This window comes from Macrococcus epidermidis (assembly GCF_003259695.1).
Taxonomy (GTDB): Bacteria; Bacillota; Bacilli; order Staphylococcales; family Staphylococcaceae; genus Macrococcoides; species Macrococcoides epidermidis.
Map to the genome: position 1 here is coordinate 419,492 of NZ_PZJH01000001.1, position 21,879 is coordinate 441,370.

18 protein-coding genes are annotated in these 21,879 nt (G+C 29.1%); 17 read left to right on the forward strand and 1 reads right to left on the reverse strand.

Annotation, left to right across the window (positions count from 1 at the left end; genetic code table 11):
- The first annotated feature begins 191 nt into the window (after positions 1-191).
- The 12 genes from BHU61_RS02245 (at position 192) to BHU61_RS02300 (ending at position 16,066) form a co-directional block, all read left to right on the forward strand.
- A complete protein-coding gene (locus tag BHU61_RS02245; protein ID WP_111714424.1) occupies positions 192-1,001 on the forward strand; it encodes an ABC transporter permease in 810 nt (269 codons plus the stop codon).
- A gap of 42 nt (positions 1,002-1,043) precedes the next feature.
- Entirely contained in the window at positions 1,044-1,946 is a 903-nt protein-coding gene (locus BHU61_RS02250; RefSeq protein WP_111714425.1) for an ABC transporter ATP-binding protein, read from the forward strand.
- 159 nt (positions 1,947-2,105) lie between these two features.
- Entirely contained in the window at positions 2,106-3,053 is a 948-nt protein-coding gene (locus BHU61_RS02255; protein WP_111714426.1) for an SGNH hydrolase domain-containing protein, read from the forward strand.
- Between the two features lie 123 nt (positions 3,054-3,176).
- Positions 3,177-4,460 carry a glycosyltransferase gene (locus BHU61_RS02260; protein ID WP_111714427.1) on the forward strand — a complete coding sequence of 428 codons (1,284 nt, stop codon included), beginning with the start codon at positions 3,177-3,179 and terminating at the stop codon, positions 4,458-4,460.
- A 155-nt stretch (positions 4,461-4,615) separates the two neighbouring features.
- Positions 4,616-5,821: a glycosyltransferase family 4 protein gene (locus BHU61_RS02265; RefSeq protein WP_111714428.1), complete on the forward strand. Its 1,206-nt coding sequence runs from the start codon at positions 4,616-4,618 to the stop codon at positions 5,819-5,821.
- Positions 5,821-6,747, forward strand: coding sequence for a hypothetical protein (locus tag BHU61_RS13535; protein WP_239242853.1), 927 nt, complete (start codon positions 5,821-5,823; stop codon positions 6,745-6,747). Before BHU61_RS02265 ends, BHU61_RS13535 begins: the two co-directional genes overlap by 1 nt.
- A 2-nt stretch (positions 6,748-6,749) precedes the next feature.
- Complete coding sequence (locus BHU61_RS02275; RefSeq protein ID WP_242444211.1) at positions 6,750-9,383, forward strand: glycosyltransferase; 2,634 nt, start codon at positions 6,750-6,752, stop codon at positions 9,381-9,383.
- Positions 9,384-9,388: 5 nt separating this feature from the next.
- Entirely contained in the window at positions 9,389-10,189 is an 801-nt protein-coding gene (locus tag BHU61_RS02280) for a glycosyl transferase (RefSeq protein WP_111714429.1), read from the forward strand.
- A gap of 13 nt (positions 10,190-10,202) precedes the next feature.
- Positions 10,203-11,912: a heparinase II/III domain-containing protein gene (locus BHU61_RS02285; RefSeq protein WP_111714430.1), complete on the forward strand. Its 1,710-nt coding sequence runs from the start codon at positions 10,203-10,205 to the stop codon at positions 11,910-11,912.
- Between the two features lie 69 nt (positions 11,913-11,981).
- Positions 11,982-12,761 carry an accessory Sec system protein Asp2 gene (locus BHU61_RS02290; RefSeq protein WP_111714431.1) on the forward strand — a complete coding sequence of 260 codons (780 nt, stop codon included), beginning with the start codon at positions 11,982-11,984 and terminating at the stop codon, positions 12,759-12,761.
- A gap of 17 nt (positions 12,762-12,778) precedes the next feature.
- Positions 12,779-14,554 carry a hypothetical protein gene (locus BHU61_RS02295; RefSeq protein ID WP_111714432.1) on the forward strand — a complete coding sequence of 592 codons (1,776 nt, stop codon included), beginning with the start codon at positions 12,779-12,781 and terminating at the stop codon, positions 14,552-14,554.
- A 258-nt stretch (positions 14,555-14,812) separates the two neighbouring features.
- Positions 14,813-16,066, forward strand: coding sequence for a nucleotide sugar dehydrogenase (locus BHU61_RS02300; protein WP_111714433.1), 1,254 nt, complete (start codon positions 14,813-14,815; stop codon positions 16,064-16,066).
- Between the two features lie 39 nt (positions 16,067-16,105).
- Here the strand turns inward: BHU61_RS02300 and BHU61_RS02305 are convergent, their stop codons facing one another.
- Entirely contained in the window at positions 16,106-16,675 is a 570-nt protein-coding gene (locus BHU61_RS02305; protein ID WP_111714434.1) for a hypothetical protein, read from the reverse strand.
- Between the two features lie 129 nt (positions 16,676-16,804).
- Here BHU61_RS02305 and BHU61_RS02310 point away from each other — a divergent pair, with 129 nt between their 5' ends.
- From BHU61_RS02310 to BHU61_RS02330, 5 genes are read left to right on the forward strand one after another with little or no spacing between them, the layout of a single operon-like run.
- Positions 16,805-17,725: a glycosyltransferase family protein gene (locus tag BHU61_RS02310; protein ID WP_111714435.1), complete on the forward strand. Its 921-nt coding sequence runs from the start codon at positions 16,805-16,807 to the stop codon at positions 17,723-17,725.
- Positions 17,725-18,348 carry an acetyltransferase gene (locus BHU61_RS02315; RefSeq protein WP_111714436.1) on the forward strand — a complete coding sequence of 208 codons (624 nt, stop codon included), beginning with the start codon at positions 17,725-17,727 and terminating at the stop codon, positions 18,346-18,348. The genes BHU61_RS02310 and BHU61_RS02315 overlap by 1 nt, the downstream gene beginning before the upstream one ends.
- 10 nt (positions 18,349-18,358) lie before the next feature.
- Positions 18,359-19,372, forward strand: a complete 1,014-nt coding sequence (locus tag BHU61_RS02320) for a glycosyltransferase (RefSeq protein ID WP_111714437.1) — start codon at positions 18,359-18,361, stop codon at positions 19,370-19,372.
- A 42-nt stretch (positions 19,373-19,414) separates the two neighbouring features.
- A complete protein-coding gene (locus BHU61_RS02325; protein ID WP_111714438.1) occupies positions 19,415-20,530 on the forward strand; it encodes a glycosyltransferase family 4 protein in 1,116 nt (371 codons plus the stop codon).
- 27 nt (positions 20,531-20,557) lie between these two features.
- Entirely contained in the window at positions 20,558-21,838 is a 1,281-nt protein-coding gene (locus BHU61_RS02330) for a flippase (protein WP_111714439.1), read from the forward strand.
- Positions 21,839-21,879 lie beyond the last annotated feature (41 nt).

A 21,879-nucleotide genomic window follows, 5' to 3' on the forward strand; every position in this document is an offset into this window, starting at 1 on the left:
TAGACAAAAATTCGTCAATATTTCATCAAAGCTACAATATAAAGGTTTTTAAATGTTGAAAATGATTGTAAATAAAATTAAATTGTTGTAAATTAAAAGTTGCATATTATCGAGTGTATTAAATATTGAATTGAAATCTATTGACAATCTTCTTTGTTTTTAAATTTCAAAGTAAAAGGGAGTAATTACTTTTGAAAGAATTATTAAACTTAATAAAAGAACAAATTTTGCATTTTCATTTAATACGAAAACTTGCAATATATAATATCAAAAGTAAATATTCTAATCATTATCTAGGTGTATTTTGGAATATATTGCAACCATTAATGCAGGTAGGTTTATATTATGTCGTCTTTGGATTAGGTCTTCGTGGTGTTCGTCATGATGTTATAGGAGTCCCGTTTATTATTCATTTAATTAGTGGTCTGTTTCCTTGGATGTTTATATCACAATCAATTATTGGAGGATCATTAGCGATTTACCAAAGGTTAGGATTAGTAACAAAGATGAAATTTCCGTCTAGTGTATTATTATCAATCTCTTTTACGAATACATTAATTAATTTAATGATTACAACAAGTATTTTATTCTTACTATCATTGTATTATCATCTAGTGCCGATTTGGCATTATTTATGGTTTTTCTATTTTATTATTGCGAGTTATGCACTAATTTTTGGAATTTCATTAATAATGAGTACATTAGTTATTATTGTTAGAGATACCAATAACATCCTACAAAACGTTATGCGTATGGCTTTCTTTGTAACCCCAATTTTTTGGGCTATTGAAAATGCAACACCTATAATGGTTAAAATTAACGCTTTTAATCCATTCGGTTATTTAGTAGGGACTTATCGTGTAGCATTTATCCGTGATCATGTAAATGTTTATGGAAGTTGGCATGATCATTTATATTATTGGATGATTTGTTTACTATTATTATTTATTGGAAGTCAAGTACATTATAAATTTAGAAATAAACTGGTTGATTATCTATAAATAAAATAACATTATAAAATAATAAAATTGGAATGATAAATTATGGAAAAAGTTATTGTACGTAATGTTTCTAAGGTATATGATTTAAACACAAATAAAAAAGATAAGATTTTGTCTTTGTTTAGTTTTAAAAAGAAAAATATATTAAAACCATACTATGCTTTGCGGGATATAAGTTTCACTGTCAATGAAGGGGAATCTGTAGGAATTATAGGATTGAATGGATCTGGAAAATCGACGTTAAGTAATTTAATCGCAGAAGTGACACAACCAACTACTGGGAGTATACAAATCAATGGAAGAAGTTCATTGATAGCAATATCAGCTGGACTTAATAATGATTTGACAGGTGAAGAGAATATTAGAATGAAATGTCTTATGCATGGTTTAAGTGAGCAACAAATAAATGAAAGATTTGATGATATAGTATCTTTTTCAGAACTTGATAAGTTCATATATCAACCTATAAAATCATATTCAAGTGGTATGAGATCAAGATTAGGTTTTGCAATCGCTATACATACGGAACCAGATGTATTAATTGTAGATGAAGCTCTCAGTGTTGGAGATGAAACATTTTCAAACAAATGTCTAGAACGTATGAAAGATTTCCAAAAACAAGGAAAGACGATATTCTTCGTGTCTCACTCAACACCTCAAATTAAGAAATTTTGTGATAAGGCTTTGTGGTTAAGCTATGGTGAAATGGTGGAGTATGGTAATACAACTGATATAATAAATAAATATACAAGATTTGTTCGTGGATTCAGAAACAAATCTAAAGAAGAACAAAATGAATATAAAAGAGAAATGATTGCAAAACAACAAATAGGCTACTTAACAAAAAGTGAAAAGAATAGTTTGGATTATAGGAATATTTTTGTATTTATTATATTAACTTTAGGAACAGTTATTTCTACTATAATACAGTATTTTTATAACTAACTAAGTTAATTTAGGAGTTACCTTGAGTAATTCCTTTTTTTAAAACTCGAAAATATTTTAGATTAATTGTATCACTTTTGTAAATTTCAAAAATTTCTATACAATTTTTGAAATTATAATTATAATATAAATTAAATAAGTTAATAAAAAGGAGTTATTATGAAGAAATTATTTATATTAGTCAGCTTATTTATTTTTACAGCATTTTTTGGACTACAATCTGAATCTCAAGCTGCAACTGAAAATTTGAAGACACATCCAGGAGTATACGAAAATAGGTTAAATTGGTATCCATTCAAATCATTAAAACCTTATACTAAGCAAGCTTTTACGGATCATAATCAAGGTTTTATAGACGGTTGTCATGCTGGAAAACGAGAATCAATTACTAAAAAAGTTTGTAAGTATGGAAAAGTGAAAGATTATAAATATACTTTAGCAATATTAGGAGATTCACATTCTGCACACTGGTTAGCTGCTGCGAACAAATATGCTGAACAAAATGATATTCGTATTATTTATGCAACAAAGAGTGGATGTTTATTAACAACCTCAAAAGTACAGAATTATGAAAGCTGTAATGCTTGGAATAAACAAATTATTCCTGCTATTAAGAGATACAGACCGGAAGTGGTTCTAACAAAAGCGAATAATACTCAAAATGGTTATAGACATGATGAAGGAATAAATGAAAAGTTTAAAGAATTAGCTGACAATAATATGAAAGTTTTTGCTATAAGAGATACTCCTTATTTTAAAGTAAATATACCTGAATGTTTGAGAAAGTATGGTAGAAAATCAATTAAGTGTGCAGTACCTAAATCTCACATACCTCCAAGAGCTGCATGGATAGATAGAATGAAAGCACAACCAAACGTAAAATATGTAGATTATACAAATTTAATTTGTAATAAAGGTAAATATTGTTTCCCGGTTCAAGGTAATGTTATTATGGTTAGAGATAGACATCACTTAACAAATACATATTCTTCAACTTTTGGTTATTATATTTTTAAAGATGTTTTCCCATATTTAAAAGAAGCAAAGGCAGAAAAAATTGCTAAAAAGAAAGCTGAAAAATTATCCCAAAATCAAACAGCTTTTTAATAATTACAAATAAAGAAAACACAGGTAAAAATTTTTCCTGTGTTTTCTTTATTCGTTAGTAAATTAGAATAATATGATAAAATATTATAGAATAATAAAAAGTGAATTCGAAGGTGAAGAGAATTGAAAAAAGTTACGATGTTTGTCTGGAATCATTTTACGAACGATGCTCGTGTGAATAGAGAGTGCACCGCGTTGTCTGATAATAACTTTGATGTACATCTTATAGCGATCGATGATCCTAAAGATGAAAAAGTATTACAAGAAGAAAACGTGAAAGATAACTTTAAAGTATCGCGTGTGCAACGCTATCCTTCTTTCATTACAGCATATCAAAAAGACAAAAATTCATTTCTGATAAAAGTAGGTACAGTAAGTACTGTCATTGGCGTTACACTTCTTTATTTTAATCTTATGCTGTTAATATACTTTGCATCTTTATTATTGATGATGGCGCTGAGCGTTAAACTTAGAAAAGTTCGTAAAAATATTGTCAATGCAGCAATTATCGGTCGAATGATAATTAAAGGTTATAAAGATAATGCCGATATATATCATTCAAATGATTTAAATACGCTACCGCAGGGGATTATTTGTTCAAAATTTAGATTGAAACCTAAAAAGTTAGTTTATGATTCACATGAAGTTCAAACTTCAAGAACAGGTTATAATCCTAAAACGATAAAATTTTTTGAGTCATTCATGATAAAATTTGTTGATGAAATGATGGTAGAAAATCATACACGTGCGAAAAAGAATGAAGAGTTATACGGTTTTTATCCAAAAACACTATATAATTATTCGGAATTATATGATATTGAAGAAAAACCTGATGTTGACTTACATGCTGAGCTAGGATTACCGAAAGAAGAAAAGATATTATTATATCAAGGTGGTTTGCAGCAAGGTCGTGGTTTAGAACTTCTAATTGAAATGATGCCTCAAATTAAAGAAGGTACACTTGTATTTTTAGGGGCAGGTAAACTTGAGAAGACACTGAAAGAAATGGCGGCACAAAGTTCTGAAAGTGATCGCATTAAATTTGTTGAAAAAGTTCACTTCAAAGCACTTCCTTCATATACAAAACAAGCATATTTAGGGTTTCAGGTACTACAAAATATTTGTTTTAATCATTATTCTGCAAGCTCAAATAAATTGTTTGAATATATTATGGCTCATGTACCAGTAGTGAGTTGTAATTTTCCTGAAGTTAAAGCAGTGGTGGATCAAGGTGTCGGTATTTCAGTAGATAGTCACGATATCAATCAAATAGCAGAAGCGGTAAATAAACTTGTTGCAGATGAGACATTACGTGATCAATATAGTGAAAAATGTAAAGTGATAAAAAGTATCTATAACTGGGAAAATGAAAAACAAAAATTATTAGATGTTTATAATGCCCTATAAATTATTGCCCGTAAATGTTTATATTTACGGGTATTATTTTTGAATTAATGTTTTAATGTATTGTTATAAATATCTTTTATTAATTGGTATAATATAAACAATATATTAAATATACAAAATTTCACGTTAACTATTTAGATGATTGGAGTTATTCTATGGGTCGAGTTTTATTGGTTACTCAAAATTTTTATCCTGAAATTGGTAGTGGCGCAAATCGGTATAAAAATATTTTTACATTATTAAATAAGAATGGTATCGAAGCAGATGTGCTGACATCTGATCCTTCATATCCCAATGCTTCGATGTACAAGACTGATGAATATTGGAATGATACATATATCAATGATAAGAAGCGTCAAATTTATAGAATTAAGACGTTATTAGACAAACAATCTAAATCTCATATTAAACGTATTATGTATTACATAGAGATTATGCTACATACGTATAAGTTCATTAATAAAAACGCTAATCATTATGAAAGTATTATTGTTACAAGTCCAAATATATTTATGCCACTTGCAATTGCACCGCTTAGGAAGAAAATTGATGCTGAAATTATTTTAGATGTCCGAGATTTATGGCCAGATAGTATTTATGCTTTAAATATTAAATGGATTAATTTATTTAAGCCTGTTCTTAATTATCTTGAAAGATATATTTATAATCAAAGTGCAAAAATTATATATAACCATCGAGGTTTTAAAAATCATATTCTTAAAAGAATGAAAAGAAAAGATAAACCTTTACTATATTTACCTAACAGTATAAATAAAGAAGAATTAAATTCAGTATTAACAAAAAAAGTAGAAGAGTTTACAGTTTTCTATTCTGGTAATTTAGGATTTGCCCAAAATTCTGATGAACTTTTAGCCATAGCACAACGATTGAATCAATTAAATATAAAATTTGATGCGATTGTATATGGATTACATGCAAATGAATTTAAAGAAAATGTACGCAAATTAAATTTAGAACATGTTACGATTTACGACGTTTTACCACGTTTAGAATGTTTAAAATTTATGAAAGCAAGGCATTTATCGTTATCTTTACTCATAGAAGATGATATTTTTATGAATATTTTACCTGGGAAAATTATAGACTCTATCAGCTTAGGAATTCCAGTAATCACAAATATAGGTAACATAGCTTCAGAGATGATTAACAATAATTTTCTTGGTTATGCAAAAGAGAAAGCCAGTATCGATGATATTATTACAAACATTCAGACATTCAAATTAGATTCAGAAAAGTATGAACATTATTGTGATAATTGTTCCGACTATACAACGAAACATCTTGTTTGGGATAATAATATTAAATCATTGATTGAATTAATTAATAAGGAGAATAAATAATGAATCTTTTAGAATTATATGCGACGAGAGATTTGTCATTCTATATTTTATGTCAGGAAAATGAAGATGAATTAATAACAGCAGTAGATGATAAATCTGAAGCGATTGGTGTATTGAGTGAACTTAATCAGAAAGTAGTAAAAGTAATAACTACAGAAAAAATAGATGAACAAGTTTGGGGATTGATTGAACAAAACGGCGAGCTTAGAGGATGGATTAAAATTATTTCGTCAATTTTATTAACGAGTATCGATCCTTTGACGGTTAAAGTAAACTTAGATCATTTCGAAGTTGTACCTATTAATAAAATGATAAATGCGAAACGTGATTATCAGCTCTTTTTTAATACAGGTAGTTTTACAGCTCGTGTAGCGCTTGAAGTAGAAGGTAGAATGACTTTAGGACTTTATAAAAAATCTCAATTCATAGGTTTCGTTTATGAAGATGATATTCATTATTCAAAGAAAATGAGCGAGCCGATGATAGCTAAAAATCTTACTACAGATGTATGTTACAAAGATTCTGATTTAAAATCTCAATTCAGTCAATTTATAGACTTTAGTGATGAACCTATAACGATTGTATTAGCTTTTCCATCAATAGATTTAGTTCGTTTCCATCATAGAAATAAATATTATTATACTAAAGCACAAAATTTACATGGCTTTGATATCACTTCAATTGAATTTACTAAACCTATACTAGATACTAATTCAAGTTTAATTAATAATCTTCTCGGTTTATTTGATGAAGAGAGAGAAACTTCGCGAAGTATCATACAAAAATTAATCAATGAAAATATTGCTTTGACGGAGCAAATTTATAAAGCAGAAGACCGTAAAGCACGTTTAGAAGAACTTTATAATAATTTATCTAATTCTAAATTAGGAAGAATCCAAAGACAAATATGGAAGAGGAGACGTTAGTTGTGGTAAATGATGATAAGAAAGCAATTGAAACTGAGCAAACTGTAGAAGATATTAATTTTGAAGAAATGTCTAAAATTGAAAGATATAAAACATACTATGATATGCTGGAAACGAATTATAATCTAGCAAAATTTCATTTACTGAATGACTCTGATTATCATTCTTTCCATAATTATTTTAAATTAGTTGATGAAAAAGCTAAAATTGACTTCTTTAATCAAGTCGAATCATATTTTCCGAATTTAAAAAAAGTTCAACCAAGTACTTATTTCAAAAAGTCGGGTAAAAAAGTGGCGATTATCTGTGATGAGTTTTTGTATAATTCATTTAAAGATGTTTCTGATCTAATATATATTTCACATAATGATATTGACAAAGTCTCTTCATTAGATGTTGATTATTTTATGTATGCAACGAGTTGGCGAGGCATTGATATGTCCTGGGAAGGTAGCGCTAGCCCGAACAGTGAATTGAGACAAGATATTTATAACATCATTAAAAAATTTAAGGACAGAAAAATAAAGACAGTATTTTATTCTAAAGAAGATCCCGTCAATTACAACTTATTTAAAGATGTTGCTGAATTATGTGATGTAGTATTTACTAGTGCAAGTGAGATGGTACCGACGTATGTTGAATTATGTGGTCATGTTAATGTCCACAGTCTTCAGTTTGGAATTAACCCTTATTACCATAACCCTATTGGAACGCGTTCAGATTATGCGAAAAAAGTTAAAGATGAAGTTTTATTTGCTGGAAGCTGGCTAACAAAATATCCGACGCGTAATAAAGAGACAAGCATGATTTTAGACGGTTTAATTCATGCAGAAAAAGAGTTTACAATTATTGATAGAAACTTAAATCTTAAGAAAGATCGTTATCTATTCCCTGCAAAATATATTCCATACCTTACTTATCCAATGAATCATGAAGATTTAATGAATACACATAAATTATATAGATGGGCGATTAACTTAAATTCTGTAAAATACAGCGAAACGATGTTTGCGAATCGTATTTTTGAATTACAAGCCTTTGGTAACCTGTTGTTATCTAACTATAGTGTAGGCGTTAATAATCAGTTCCCAAATGTTTTTATGATTAATAATAATGCTGATGTTAGTCCGATTGTAAATAATTATAATGAATTAGATTTACGTGAATTCCAAGGTAAAGCAATACGTAATGTATTTAGAGAACATACAACTTATCATCGTTTATCTTATATTGAAAATATTGTTTTAGATACACCACTTTTGGAAGAACATAATCGAATTTTAGTGGTAAACATAGAAGATAGTGAAGTGGTAAAAGAAAATTTTGAACGTCAGCTATACGTTGATAAAACATTAGTAAATGCATCAGAACTCTCAACAATTAATTTAAATGAATATGATTATATAACATATATGAGTAAACAAAATGTTTATGGAGAATATTATTTAGAGGACTTGTTAACGCCGTTTAAGTTTGTAGAAGTTGATTTTGTAACTAAAAAAGGAAATGGTGAAGTCCATAACCTGATCAATCAATTCTCTGATGAGACACTAACGATGTTTAAATTATCAAGCTTAAAAAACATTGAAGAAAAAGAGGCTTTAGCCAATGGTTATTTAGCTGATGACATAGAAATTGAAAATAACAGACGCGTGCCAAAGTCATCTAAAAAATTAAGTGTTATCGTTCCTATTCATAACAATGGCGTTTACCTAGAAGATAAATGCTTTGCAAGTTTAAGACGTTCTAGTATTTTTAATAAAATGGAAATTGTATTTATAAATGATGGTAGTACGGACGAAGAAACGATAAAAATCATTAATCGTATCCGAAGAAGATACCCAAATCATATTGTTTATAAAGCGTTTGAGCAAGGATCAGGCTCTGCATCACGACCTAGAAACGTAGGTATTGAACTTGCAACGTCACCTTACATAACATATCTAGATCCAGATAATGAGGCGATGGGTGACGGATATGCTAAATTATTTGAACGATTAATGAGTGATTCTAGTTTAGATTTAGTAGTAGGTAATATAATGAAAGAAGATAACGTGCGCCGCTCTAATTTCAACTTTGCACAAACGATAAAAAAATATAATCAAAATCAATTGTTGATAGAAAATACGCATCAGTTTATGAAAGATTCTGGTTTAAGAGCGCAAAGTATTCAGGCATTAATTGTTAAAAAATCAATTATTGAAAATAATAATATTAGGATGGTTGAAGGGGCTGCTGGACAAGATACAATGTTCTTCCAGGAGTTGATGCTTTATTCAAATAAAGTGGAAGCGATGAATGTATATGTTCATATGTATTATGCAGCTGTATCAGGGTCTGTTACGAATACAATTGGCGCAAAATTCTTTGATAAATATTACAAATTAGAGACGGAACGTATCCCTTTCCTAAAAAAGCATAAATTATTAGATGCTTACATGACAGAAAGATTTAATTTTTACGTTAAAGGTTGGTACATGGTTAGGTTTGATAGAATTAAACCGGAAGAAAGACATCAGGCTATCACAAGATTTTTAGATATTTATAGCTTGTATGATGGTATTAAACGACCTCAGGATATTGAATTAAATGAAACAATTGCTCAGCTTAAAAAAGAGGTAAATTATAAGGGGTGAAATAAATGTTAGAGATTAATTTCGAGGCATTGCAAAATTATAAATTTCAAGATGGTTTTAATGATGATTTTTGCGTGATATTAGAAAACAAAAAATATTATTTTCATTTAAAGTTTAATGAGAAATATGGAAATTTAATATGCTTTAGTAACGGAGCAATTGATCCAAATAAGAAAAAACCACCTTTATTTCAAAGATCATCATGGAAAGGAAGTTTTAGAGCTAGTTGTCTATTTATAGATGATCCAACACTTCATGGGAATGGATTGAAAATTGGTTGGGGCCAAGGTTCTATGGATTCATTTGGATTAGAAAAAATGGCTATTATAATAGAAGCAATTATTCATTCAATGAATTATTCAAAAGAACAAACTACTTTTTATGGGTCTTCTGCAGGGGGCTATATGTCTATCTACTTAGGTACATTGTTAAAAGGAACGAAAGTAATAGTGAATAATCCTCAAACATATGTATTAAATTATCACGAAGTTGCAGTAAATAAATTGTTAGAAACGATATATCCCAATCTAAATTTAGATGAGATTAAAGAAAAATATGCGTATAGACTAAGTCTGACTCAAGCTTTCTCAAAATATAAAAATACGCCAAAAATTTTATATATGCAAAATAGAGCATGTATATCGGATATGAGAGGTCATGTTGATCCTTTTATGAAGAACATTGCTAAATATAAAGGGATTCAAGATATTAATATTGAATTCTATTTCTATAAGCATCCGAAAGAAGGACACAATCCACTACCAAAAGAACAAACGATTAGAATGATTCATAACTTTATTTCTTAAAGGAGGAATTTTATTGTTTAGTAATAACAAAGAAATATTAAATCGTATCGATTCATTAGAAAATAAAATTATAGCAGAATTAACACATCAAAAAAATCAACAACATTTTAGAAGCATAAAGAAAGAAGATGTGTTGCCATTAGCGAAATATAATAAATCAACATTAAAATATGCCAAATTAGCATTAGAAAATACAATTGTTCCGTTTCCGGGTTTTGATCCGATTCAATTTGATGATAAATTTGATTGGTCATATATCCATCACAAAAATCATGTAAGTTATCAATTGTATCTTCAAAGCTTAAGAATAGTGGGACAATTATTAGCAGCATATGATCAATTTGATGAAAAAAAATACTTACTTAAAGCACAAGAAATTACGGAATCTTGGATGTCATTTGTTGAAAGTGGAAAGAGTACAGATATGACTTGGTATGATCATCCAGTGGGTAATAGAACACAAATTCTGATTCATTTATTATATAGTTTAAACAAGGAAAAGATTCAAGTAAACTCTGATAGATATTTTGAATTGTTATATAAACATGCTGAGTATTTAATGGATGATGCTAATTATAGAAAGAATAATCACGGTATTATGGTCGATAGAGGATTAATGATGCTCGGATTTGTTATGAATGATGAATTATTATTTAACAAAGGATTTTATCGTGTCGTTGATACATTTTGGCAAAGTTTTAGTTATAAAGGTGGCCATTTAGAGAACTCTCCTGAATATCATAATATGGTACTTAGAATGTATGTAGGTATAGAAGAATATTTAAATGCACATGATAAAACTTTAGGTAACGATGTTGTTAAACATATGGAAGCAGCAGATAACTATATGAACATCCTCCTAAAACCAAATAGAAGACTACCAGCAATAGGTGATTCAGGACATACTTCTTTACCTGAAAGAACACCAATTTATATGAACTTTGTTGACGAAGAAGCAGGTATTGCGGTAATAAAACAAAATTTGAATAACAAGATTTATATGTCTTTTGTATGTGGCTATAGTACAATCACACATAAGCACTCAGATGATTTAAGTATTACTTTTAGTATCAATGGTGTTGATTTTATTGAAGATGGAGCGAAATTCGATTACTCTAAAAGTCCGATCAGACGTTATATTGTTACACCTAGAGCACATTCAAGTTTACAACTTGAGAATAAGTTCTATCAAAAAGAAAAAGATAATAAATATACTCAGAAAATCTGGATAGAAAAATACTTTGATCATAAAAATTATTTTATTGTTAAGGGTAGGAATAGAGGATTCAATGATGGCACCTCATTATATCGAACAATATTATTTTTAAAAGATTATGAAATGTTTATTATTGTTAACGAAGGAAATTCTAATCATAATCATACTTTTATAGAGAACTATAATTTACATCATGAAGTGGCTGTTAAATCACTATCGGAAAATATTTTTGAATTAACAAGAAATGATGAGAAAATTATTATCGAATCATATTATAGAAATGCACCAGAAATAGTAGAAGGAAATAAAGATCCAATACAAGCAATTAATGCAACAGGTCCAAGTAAATTTAATCTAACCAACCATTTGCAGTTTAAAGATAATGGTACTGAAACTTCAACTGTTACTTTGATTAAGTCGAAAGATATTAAGGTTGATGAACTAGACTTAACAAGTGATCATATTAAATTGAAAATAAATAATGAGGAAATATTAATTGCTAGATAATATATATTTAAGAGCTAAAGATAAGTTTAATCATTTATTTCTTTAGCTCTTTTTTCAAAGGATGATTAAATGAAGTTTTTTAATAAAGTAAAACAATTGAGTGTTGCTAAATTAATAGAAGAAAAAGAAAGTAAATTTGATGGCAAACAACATCAAATTAAATATATGTTTCTTCCAGAACAAAATTCTCCATATTTGATAGTTGTCCTTTCAGGTTTTAGTGGTAGAGAAGCCTATCAAGAAAATGCTAAGTTTAATTATATAAAAACATTATTAAACGTAAAATGTAATAAACTTTATATTATGGATGAGGTAGAAAACATTCCAACATATTATTATGGAACTAAAAGTGAGCCAAGTTATTTGGAAGATTGTGTTAATCTAATTCGAGAAATTATGGAAAAACATAATATTCTAATTGAGAATACTATGATAGCAGGTTCTTCTAAGGGGGGGACTGGTGCAATATTAATAGGTAATGAATTAAAAGCAGGTTACATTATTGCAGGTGCACCTCAATATTTTCCACTTGACTATTTAAATGAAATAAATGAAAAAGCTAGAAACCTGATTATAAATAATATTCTTTTAAGTGAAGATGATTTTGAAAAGGTTCAAAAAGATATTAAAGAAAAAATGCTTGATTTAAATGAATCAACAAAACTCTATTTACATGCAGGGAATCAAGATTTGCATTATATAAAACATTTAAGACCGTATATGTCAATGTTGACTAAAAGAAAAAAATTATATGCATTAGATTTACAACATTATGAAGGACATCAAAATTTGAAATATAAATTTCCAATATTCTTAACTAGAATCATACATGAAATCATTTCTGATTAATAGGAAGGAGTAAAATAATGGAGAATTTTAAATTACATAAAGCGTTTATTATAACGGATAAAGAAATTTATAATGAAAATGTACCGATTAAAGTAAATTTAACAAATGATTATCATCTTTATATTTCAGAAGATGTAACTTTCGAATCATATATTTATAATGAAGATGCGGTACATATATTAGGGTATGCAATTGATATTATGAAACCTAATGATTCTACATATCATATATTGAAAGGAATCTTTAATGAAAAGTTATCAGCGAAAAGCCATTATGTAAATATGTTAAATGGCTCATTTGTTATCATCAAAGTTAAGGGTGGTTTGGTAGAATTATTTTCAGATGCTGCTGGTTTCAGATCTCCTTATTATACATCGGACTTAATGGTTGTATCTTCACACGACAAACTTATCGGTGATTTATTCAATAAAAAGAAAAAATATCAACGCATTAATGCATTAGATTATTCTAGATATGAAGATGTATATAAGCTTGTCCCTTCACTAAAATTATCAATTGGAAATGAAACGGAAAGGGTTTTTCCAAATCCAAACTTTAATCATCATCGATATCAAGAAATATTATCAGAGATGAAAAAGCATGTTAAAAATTTAAATATTGCTTTAAATGAACGTGATAATAAATTACTAGTTGGTATTACAGGTGGGATTGATTCGAAATGTACTTTAGCGCTATCCAAAGCATTAGGTAACAAAGTAGGCACATTTACGTATATGAAAGATATCTATGGTATTCAAGATAAAAGAGCACGACAAATTTATAAAAATGACAAAATGATTGTTAATAGATTAATAAAAAATATCAATATTAATCATGAATTCATTGAGTTTAATGTAAATGATGTTGATCAAGTCTATTCAAAAAATATGTTCGAATGGACAGGTACAACTTTTAATCATCCCATTGCTGAGATTTTTGAAAAGAAATATGAAAAAGAATTGGATGATGTATTACAATTTAGAAGTGTTATATTTTCAAATGCAAAATTTGATTATCCAAAAGAGTTCTTAAATAAAGATTTATCTATGCAAGATATATATGAACATATCCATCATAAACAATTAAAAGATTTAAGTTATGATAAAGTAGTAGATGCGACGAATGACTATATAAAAAGAACACATACAAATATTCATACGGATAACTTTATTGAACTACTAGATATTATCCATATTGATTCAAGAATGGGAAATTGGCATAGTCAATTAGTAAAAGAGACAGATAAAGTTATGGATTTCTTTAATTATTTAAATGATAGAAAGACATTAAATTTATTACTTCATTTACCACATGAAATTAGAATGAATAATTTATTCCATAAAGATCTTATCAATACGTATTGGCCAATACTGAACTTTTTTGAAGATAATGGTAGCGGCACTTTATATGATCATGAACGTAATGAGATATTACAAACGATTGCTGCACATGGTGGAATATTAAATGAAACAAATATGAAATTTGATTTAGATGAAGAAATGTACGTGTTAATACCTAAAGTAAATTTAAAGGATACTCAAAAGTTAAAGTACAAAGTGGATATCAAGAGAGAAAAAGAAGGTTTACTTTTCTCAAAATATAGCAATCCAAAAGGTAAAAATTATATTAGTGTTAAAATTTTGAATGATAATAAAGAAGAAGTTATTGATGCGGTCGATTTAAGTAAAGGGTATCATCTATTACCAAATCAATTTTATGAAATTGAGATTTTATACCACAAACCAACAACTACGGCGTCATGGGTTAAAGCGGGGACATTGTATCTAAAATAAATTTTCAAAAAGACGAAAATATATGCCATAATTTTGAAAATCAATAAACATATTTTAAGGTTATAAAAAATAAATTTTACAAATAATAATGTAAGATTTATAAAAAATATATAAGTAGATTATTGTAGCAATTATAGCTATAATGATGTAACATAAGTTTGGAAAAGTATATTTACCGCATAGAACTTTTTAACTTCTTTCAAAAGTAAATATATGAAAAATATACGCAAAGCGTAAACTAAAGGATAGGTGTTTATTTTGAAATTAACAACAATCGGATTAGGCTACATAGGTTTACCTACTTCTATTATGTTCGCTAAACATGGGGTAGATGTATTAGGAGTAGACATTAAACAAGATGCAGTTGATAAATTAAATAGTGGTCAAATTCATATCGAAGAACCAGGTCTTCAGGAAGCTTTAGATGAAGTAATAGCGAGTGGTAAATTCAGAGCATCAACTAAACCTGAAGAAGCTGATGTATATATTATTGCTGTACCAACGCCAAATAAAGATGACGAGCACAAATCTTGTGATAATTCGATCGTAATGGCTGGTGTAGAAAGTATCGTACCATTGCTTAAAAAAGGTGATACAGTTATTGTTGAATCTACAATTGCACCACGTACAATGGATGACTTTGTAAAACCTTATTTAGAATCAAAAGGTTTTGTTATTGGAGAAGATATTTATTTAGTTCACTGTCCGGAACGTGTATTACCTGGACAAATTATGCATGAATTAATATACAACAACCGTATTATCGGTGGTATCACACCTGCATGTGTGGAAGCTGGTAAAAAAGTATATGGTATTTTTGTAAAAGGTGAAATGATTGAAACACAAGCTAAAACTGCTGAAATGTCTAAGTTAATGGAAAATACTTATCGCGACGTAAATATCGCATTAGCTAATGAATTAGCTAAGATTTGTAACAAATTAAACATTAATGTTCATGATGTTATTTCTATGGCAAATAAACACCCACGTGTAAACTTACATACACCTGGTCCTGGCGTTGGAGGTCACTGTTTAGCAGTAGATCCATACTTTATCATTGCAGAGGCTCCTGAAGTTGCTAAATTAATTAAATTATCACGTGATATTAACGTTTCTATGCCAGAATATGTAGTTGAATATGCTAAAAAAGCACTAGCTAAAGTTGGTGGTAACAAAGTCACTGTTTTCGGCTTAACATACAAAGGTGATGTTGATGATATTCGTGAATCACCAGCATTTGACATCTATGAAATGCTTAAAGCTGAAAAAGATTTAGAAGTATCTGCATTTGATCCACATGTGCAATTAGATTGGGTTGAAAAAGATATCGATAAAGCATTAGAAGGCAGTTCATTAGTATTAGTATTAAGTGATCATTCTGAATTTAAATTATTAAAAGATGAAGATTTCAAAGCGATGAAAGATAAAGTCATCTTTGATACGAAAAACGTAGTACCTAATGAATTTAAGGAAGTAAAATACTACAACTATGGAAATATCCAAAATTTATAATCCATAAAAAAACAGAAACAGCAGCGCTGTTTCTGTTTTTTATGAGTTCTGGTTAATTACTTCATTCATTTGACCTTTAAATTGGCGATATGCTTCATTCACTTGACCATAATAATTACGATTGATTTCGATTACTTTATTTTCATAAATACGGTCAGCTTCTGCACGCATACCTTCGTGTTGTCTTACTGCATCTGCATTAGAACTACTATTTAATAATGCATCGGCTTTTTGATACGTTGCATTTCTTTCAGATAAAGCAGCTTGTAATGCATTATTTCGGGTTGATACGGCATTTTGAATAGCTTCATCACGATTTGCCACTGAAGTTTTTATTTCTTCCGGTGTTTGTTCATCATTAGTTTCTTTTTGTGGCGTTTCAGTAGTAACAGTTTCATTTGTTTTTTCTTCGGTAGAAGTGTTTTTGCTATTTTTCTCTTTTTCAGCTTTTAATTCTTCTTCTTTTTCTTTTAATTTGTCTTTAGCGATTTGTGCTTCCTTTTTAGCTTTTTCTATTGCTTTTTCTTCTTCGTTATCCCCACCACAAGCAGTAAGAAATAATGTAGATGACAAAAATAGAATAGAAAGATTTTTAAGTTGTTTGTGCATAATATGCCTCCTTTTATATCTTGTCTATCAATATAACATAAGTTCCATTTTATTGGAATTCTGATGTATATCTATGTAAATAATGCTATAATAAATTAAGTTTAAAACTAATGTGTGGAGGATTAACTTGTGATAAAAATAGCTATCTTGCATGAAGGTAAAGCATATATGCCAGAAATCGGTGCTTATGCTTCTTATTTAAATGAATCTGGAGAATTTTTGGTTGATGTTGTAGAAGATGCTGCTCAAATTACGGAAGAATACGATATCGTCTGGAAAGTCATGGGACTAGACCGTAAACGTAATAACAAGCAAGCTTTGATTCATGAATATAACACGATAACGGTAGGAAAAAATGCTAAAATAAAAGACTTCCTAAAAAAATTATTAAATGCAAAACCTGATGGTCGTATTTTCCAAAATAAAAAGGTGCATCAAGTTTTTAATTTTAAAGATAATCAACCATTTATATATAGAGATATGGGGATTAACAAGCAATACTTTCTGCAAAATGATGTAGAAAAAGAATATGATTTTGTATACATAGGTACGATGGATCCATCAAGAGAACTCAATAAGATGCTGGAAATGTTTAAGAAAAATAGTGACCTTTCAATTATTTTAATCGGAACACCTGATCCGAATCTGGAAAAAGATTATGGTGAGTTGCCGAATGTTCATTTCATTGGCCGTGTACCATATGAAGAACTACCTTTAACAGCAGCGAAAGCACGCTATGGTATGAATTATATTCCTGATGTATTTCCATTTAACAAACAAACTTCCACGAAATTACTTGAATATTGCGCTTTAAATTTAAAAGTGGTAACGACAAGTTATGAATGGGTGAATGAATTTGAGAAAGAAAATAATGCACGTTTTTACAAATTAAATGGTGATTTATCAAATTTAAATCGAGACGCATTAGAAAAATTCGATTTTGTTACACCTGACTTAAGTCATTTTGAATGGCATACATTATTTGATAAAGCTGAATTAATACCTTTTATTAAAGCAGTATATGAAAATCACAAAAGGAAACAAAAGTAATGAAGTTAATCATTATTGGAAATAGCGGACATAAAAAGGTTGTTTCGGAAGTAGCTGCTCACTTGGGCTATACAATAGTAGGTATCGCTGATGATGCTTTTGAGAAAAGATTTGAAAAGAATGGTGTGTTATACGGCAACTCACATCACATCTCTGAAATGGTAAAAGAAACAAACGCATTGCTTTTCTTCGGCATTGGAAATAATAAAGTTCGTAAATTAATTATTGAAAGAGAAAATTTAACAGATGAAATGTTTGCTCGGTTACTCTCTCCGCTTGCGATTATTTCTAAAAGTGCCCAAATAGGTAGTGGTACTTTAGTTATGCCAGGCGCAATAATCAATGCTGATGCAAAAATAAATAAACAGGTGATCATTAACAGTGGGGCAATCGTTGAACATGATTGTGTTGTAAATAATTATGCTCATATTTCTCCAAATGCTACTTTAACAGGTGCTGTCAAAATTGGTGAAGGAACACAAATCGGTGCTTCAGCTGTGGTGAATCCCACGATAAGTGTGGGAGATTGGGTCACTATAGGTAGTGGTGCGAGTGTCGTAAAAGATATTCAGTCAAATGTAATTGCTGTAGGTGTACCTGCAAAAGTGATAAAGAATACATAAGGAGCATTTTATGAAATTAAGTATAATTATGCCAGTTTATAATGTTGAACAATACTTACCTGAATCTATAGAAAGTATACTTAAACAGGACGTCGATCCTAATTTATATGAAATGATTATTGTAAATGATGATTCTCCGGACAATTCATTACATATTGCAGAAGATTATAAAAAGAATCATTCAAATATTAAAATAATCAGTCAGGCTAATGGTGGAATAGCTGCTGCTAGAAATACAGGTATTCGCGCAGCACAGGGTGAATACATTGTAATGCTTGACTCAGATGATTTTTATTCAAAAGTATTTTTTGATGATATTTTTAGCTTTATTGAGCAAAATAATCATCCAGATATTGTGCTATTTGATTATAATTACTTTTATATGCTTGATAATAAACATGAACGTGTTAAAAGACCATTTATGCCAGAAGATTTTAAAGGTTTATCTGGTAAGCAAGTTTTAGAAATGATTTTAGATAAAGAATTGATGTTTAGTTGGTATGCATGGCCATTTTTTGTAAAAACTAAAATTATTAAAGATAATGAACTTTATTTTATTAGGAATAAGAATTACGAAGATATGATGTGGACACCGATTGTATTTGCCTTAGCAAAGTCAGTTGCATACTTTGATGAAGCGGTATTAGAATACCGTCAACAACGAGCAGGTCAAATTACGGGTACGATGAGTTACAAAAATATTGTTGATCCTCTATATGCTTCAAAAATCGTTGATGATTTATTTGAAAAGCATGATATAAAATTGAATGAAAACACTGAATTTAAATTGAAGTGCAATATAGCGAATAAATATTTTATTGCTTTCATCTATGGTGCACTATTAAATAGAAATGAGCGAAATCAATTAATAGCCGAATTAAAATCTCATGATTATTTGCGTCAATATGCATATACTAAGTTAACGAAACGTATAAATTTATTGATAAGTGGTATAGGTATTAAAAATACGATTAAATTATTTAGTATCGTTTTACCTATCTACAGAAAAATTAAGGGCAAATAATCGTAGCGATATTGATAAAACATTAATAAAAGAGGGATTAAAATGAAAAAGGTATTATTTTCAGCGAATGTATTTCGTCATTTTACTGCGTTCCATACGCCGTATATGAAAATGTTAATGGATAAAGGTTATGAAGTTTATGCTATAGCGAATGAAGATTATGGCGGTCATAAAGAACAGCTAGATCAAATTGGTGTACATACGATTGAAGTACCGATAAATCGTAATCCACTATCTACAGATAATTTAAAAAGTTATCAAATATTAAAAGAAACGATGAAAAGTGAAGATTTTGATATTGTTCATGTTCATACACCTATAGCAGCATTCTTAACGCGTTTAGCAAAACCGGCCCATATGAAAGGGAAATTAATCTATACAGCTCATGGATTTCATTTCTTTAAAGATGCGCCGCTGATGAACTGGTTGTTGTATTTTCCATTAGAAAAAATGACTGCTGCAAAAACTGATTTATTAATTACTACTAATAATGAAGATACTGTGACAGCTAAACGATTAGGGTTTTCAAATGACAATTTAATACATATTAAAGGTGTAGGGGTTGAAATTGATCACCCACAATTAACAGATGAAGAGAAATTAAATTTGAGAACTGAATTAGGTTTGTCTTCATCAGACAAAGTGATTATTTGTGTTGCTGAAATGAATGACAATAAAAATCAAATGTTTATTTTACAAAATTGGAATAATATCAAGGAAGCAGTACCAGAAGCTGTATTATTATTTGCTGGTATTGGCCCAAATCTGGAATTATATGAACAGTATAAAACTAACAATCACTTAAAAGATGTACATTTCTTAGGGTTCAGAAGGGATGTTCCTAACTTATTGCAAATTTCTGATGTTATGACATTATTAAGTCATCGTGAAGGCTTACCTAAAAGTATTATGGAGGGTATGGCACAAGGTTTGCCATGTGTTGTAACTGATACACGTGGTTTAGTAGATTTAGTAGATGATAATGAAAATGGTTATATCGTAGAAAAAGGAAATGATGAAAGTTTAACTTATGCATTTGTTAAATTATTAAAAGATGATAATCTACGTAAGAATATGGGTGATAAAAGTAAGGAAAAGGTTGAATCTTTCACTTTAGATTCTGTAATGAAGGATTATGAACAGGCATATCTTAATTAATATGCACGTGATTGGAGTTTTTTCTAGATGAAAAAAATGAATTTTGTTTGGATGTTTTTAGGCACTGGTATGGGTGCCATTATGGGGTTACTCATGAACATTCTCCTTGCACGTAATCTTGCTAAGGAAGATTACGGTATCTTTGGTATAGGTCTAACTTTTATTAATATATTATCAGTGATAATTGGCTTTGGTGTAGCAGATTTTATTGTTAAAAGTTTCGCTGTAGAAGGTAGAAGAGCATATCGTTATGTGAATGCATGTATTTCATTATTTACCATTAGCTTTACGATCACCTTGTTAATACTTTTAATAGTTGTATTCTCACCAATGTATGATTTTGAAACAAAATACTTTCTATTATTAATTGTACCGAATATTTTCTTGCAAGGTATATATGCCATAAACAATTCAATCAACCAAATTGAAGAAAATTTTAAAGCTGTTTCATTAAGCAACTTCTTATTATACTTTGTACGCTTTTTTGCAGCCGTACTAGCAGTATTAACATTCAAAGATATTATTGCATTAGGATGGTATATTGTAATTCTATCTATACTTGCTATTTTTCCTTTTTGGCGTGTTGTTAGAAAGTTATATACTCGCGAAATAAAAGTGCCTGTATTACAAGATGCCAAGATTCCTGAAGATGCTACAGTTTTAGAAACATTTAAAGAAACTTATCCTTTCGGTTTGATAGGTATATTTTATTTTATTTATTATCAAAGTAATGTATTATTATTATCATTTTTAGTTGGAAAAGTAGCAGTAGGTGAATACAATGCTGCATTTGCAATAATTCAACTTGCATTTATGTTTCCTGATTTAATATTTAGACGTATTTTTTATACACGAATACATGTCTGGGCAACCCATGATCCAGTTCAGCTAAAAAGGTTTAATCAAAGAAGCTCGATTATATTATTTTTACTTGGTGTAGTAGGGATAGTATTTATATGGTTCACAGCGAAGTACTTAATATTGTTCACGGCTGGAGAAAAATATTTAGATTCAGTGTTTTATCTTCAACTATTGAGTCTGGCGATATTATTTAAATTTGCTACTGCGGTAAATGGCACAATACTTTCTACGCAACATATGGTATATAAAATGATGAGAATCAATGCGATTATTGCAATTATCAACCTCATTGCAAATATTATATTAATTCCAATATTTAAAGTGGAAGGTGCTATATTTGCTACACTTATTTCTGAATTTACAATGGCAATCATTGTATTTATCGTATCTCATAAATATTTAAATCGATTAGTAGCTAATGCAACTGAAAATAATTTGGATAGTTAGCGACGAATATCTTATTGTAAAGTTTTTGTAAATATCACTTA

Coding starts and splice junctions, on each gene's coding strand:
- BHU61_RS02320 (WP_111714437.1), top strand. CDS start 18,359: ATGAAATTAAGTATAATTATGCCAGTTTATAATGTTGAACAATACTTA.
- BHU61_RS02325 (WP_111714438.1), top strand. CDS start 19,415: ATGAAAAAGGTATTATTTTCAGCGAATGTATTTCGTCATTTTACTGCG.
- BHU61_RS02330 (WP_111714439.1), top strand. CDS start 20,558: ATGAAAAAAATGAATTTTGTTTGGATGTTTTTAGGCACTGGTATGGGT.
- BHU61_RS02295 (WP_111714432.1), top strand. CDS start 12,779: ATGGAGAATTTTAAATTACATAAAGCGTTTATTATAACGGATAAAGAA.
- BHU61_RS02250 (WP_111714425.1), top strand. CDS start 1,044: ATGGAAAAAGTTATTGTACGTAATGTTTCTAAGGTATATGATTTAAAC.
- BHU61_RS02315 (WP_111714436.1), top strand. CDS start 17,725: ATGAAGTTAATCATTATTGGAAATAGCGGACATAAAAAGGTTGTTTCG.
- BHU61_RS02265 (WP_111714428.1), top strand. CDS start 4,616: ATGGGTCGAGTTTTATTGGTTACTCAAAATTTTTATCCTGAAATTGGT.
- BHU61_RS02255 (WP_111714426.1), top strand. CDS start 2,106: ATGAAGAAATTATTTATATTAGTCAGCTTATTTATTTTTACAGCATTT.
- BHU61_RS02305 (WP_111714434.1), bottom strand. CDS start 16,675: ATGCACAAACAACTTAAAAATCTTTCTATTCTATTTTTGTCATCTACA.
- BHU61_RS02280 (WP_111714429.1), top strand. CDS start 9,389: ATGTTAGAGATTAATTTCGAGGCATTGCAAAATTATAAATTTCAAGAT.
- BHU61_RS02290 (WP_111714431.1), top strand. CDS start 11,982: ATGAAGTTTTTTAATAAAGTAAAACAATTGAGTGTTGCTAAATTAATA.
- BHU61_RS13535 (WP_239242853.1), top strand. CDS start 5,821: ATGAATCTTTTAGAATTATATGCGACGAGAGATTTGTCATTCTATATT.